The organism is Halanaerobiales bacterium (assembly GCA_035270125.1).
Classification (GTDB): Bacteria; Bacillota; Halanaerobiia; order Halanaerobiales; family DATFIM01; genus DATFIM01.
Map to the genome: position 1 here is coordinate 1 of DATFIM010000015.1, position 2,140 is coordinate 2,140.

The following is a 2,140-nucleotide window of genomic DNA, read 5'->3' on the forward strand; positions in this document are numbered from 1 at the left end:
ACATTAAAAGATTTCTTTTCAATAGAAGACACAAATTTCAGAAAAGCTGAAAAAGAACATTTAAGAGAACAACTTAGAATTGAAGAGTACAAAACTGGAACTTTAATTTAAATAAACTAAAATTTTTAAGGAGGTGACAAAATGAGAAAGCTAAAAGAATTTTTATCAATAGATAACCAAAGTCTTAGAAGAGAATGTAAAGAAGATCTAATAAGAGAAAGAAAAATGAGCGAATATCAAAATATGTACTAAAAAATGACTGGAAAGGAGGGATAGAAATGGTAAAGCAATATTTTAATAAATTTGATGATGTGAAAGAAAAAGTAGGAGATAATCGGGATCTGGCGATAGAGTTGTTTAAGGGAAAAGATGTGATGGACAAATGAAAATAAAATACCTTAATAAAGATGACCTTTTTTAACCTCTACCTGGAATTAATAGTAGAGGTTTTCTTTTGTTTAAATTAAAGGATTTTCAAAACCATTTAAAGAATATATAAAATAGAAGGAATAATCTAAGATAAAAAATGGTAAACATCACTGATTTTTGTCATTTTATATTTTAGATTAAATATGAGAGGAGGATTAGAAAATGAAAAAATTATTTATATTAACCTTAGTTTTACTGGTTGTTTTTTCATTAACTTTAAAGTCTGAGGCAACTGGAGTTGGAAATTCAATGAAAAATAATAGTGTGTTGGCAATTAGTGTCAAAGAAATTGAAGGAAATAAAGTTGTGGAATTAAGAGATTTAGGAGCAAAATATAATTGGGATTTAGATTATAATTCCAGAACAAAACATGTGACTATTTCAGGTGAAAATGGAGAATTTAAATTTGATATAACTAAAGGGATTATTATTAATCCAGATGCAAGATCTATTCTAAAAAACGGTAAAAATTATCTTGATTTAGATTTAATCAACCCACTTTTGAGCAGGCTAAATGAAAAAGAGTTAGAGATGATAGGCAGTCTGCGAGTGGAAAATGAAGTTGTCAAAATGGGAGAAAGTTTTAAAAGCTGGCTAGAAGTATATAATCTATCGGAAAATGATATTAATCTTAGCTTTTCCTCAGGTCAATTATATGACCTTTATCTCAAAAAAGGTGATAAGGAGGTCTGGCGCTGGTCTAAGGGTAAAGCTTTTACAATGGCCATGCAAAATAAAAAGTTAGCTGCTGGTGATAAACTTGGTTATGAAGTGAAAGTGGATGGGATAGATGGCCCTGGGGAATATCATTTGAGTGGTGAGATTACAAGTCAGCCTCCAATAAAATTACCGGAAATTAAAATAACTGTTGAAGAATAAATTTGTTCTTTAGATGGATTTTTTGTAGATATATTGATATTTGCAATAATTCTTGCTATACTATTATTAGTAATTTTTCCGAATATGCTAATAAATTTAATTTTTGATAAGAGGAGGCAGATTTAGGTTATGAAGTTAAAAAATTGTGTCAAATGTGGTAAACTTTTTTCTCCTCAAACAGGTGAAAAGGTCTGCCCGGTATGCAAAAAAGAAGAAGAAAATGATTTTGAAAAGGTAAAAGAATACCTCTGGGATAATCCAAATGCTAAAATTCAGGAAGTTCATGAAGAAACAGGTGTAGAAAAAGATACGATCATGAAATTTGTAAAAGATGATAGATTGGTTGCTGAAGGTATAAATGTAGACTGGAAACATGAATGTGAGCGTTGTGGTAAGCCAATATCTCATGGCCGTTTTTGTGCCAGCTGTCAAAATGAACTTGTAGATGGTTTTAGTGGTGATTCTAAAAAGAAAGAGAAGAAAAAGAAAAAACATAATAAAAGTGAAAGAATGTATACTTCTGATTTTAGAGATAAAAATAAAAATAATAATTAATTATAAAGCGCTCAGTTATGGGCGTTTTCTTTTTGTATAAAAAAAGGTGTATAGACTAGAATAAGGCACTTAATTATCTCTGATGAGTTTTAAGGCCATTTTAGAGCTATTCTTTAAGTTTAAAGATTTGTCCCTTTCTACGATATATATAATAGATTGATTTTCTAAGGAGGGAGAACCTATGAAGATAGATAATATTCAGCTTAATAAAATTGCCGAGCTTTATAATAAGCAAAAGCAGGATCAAAAGGCTGAAAAAGGGGAAAAAGGAGATAAA

Annotated in this window: 2 protein-coding genes; both read left to right on the forward strand. The window is 29.5% G+C overall.

Going from position 1 to position 2,140, the window contains the following annotated elements; all coding sequences use genetic code 11:
- Positions 1–591: 591 nt before the first annotated feature.
- Positions 592–1,308: a BsuPI-related putative proteinase inhibitor gene (locus VJ881_00780; GenBank protein HKL74574.1), complete on the forward strand. Its 717-nt coding sequence runs from the start codon at positions 592–594 to the stop codon at positions 1,306–1,308.
- A 129-nt stretch (positions 1,309–1,437) separates the two neighbouring features.
- Positions 1,438–1,863: a TIGR03826 family flagellar region protein gene (locus VJ881_00785; protein ID HKL74575.1), complete on the forward strand. Its 426-nt coding sequence runs from the start codon at positions 1,438–1,440 to the stop codon at positions 1,861–1,863.
- Positions 1,864–2,140 lie beyond the last annotated feature (277 nt).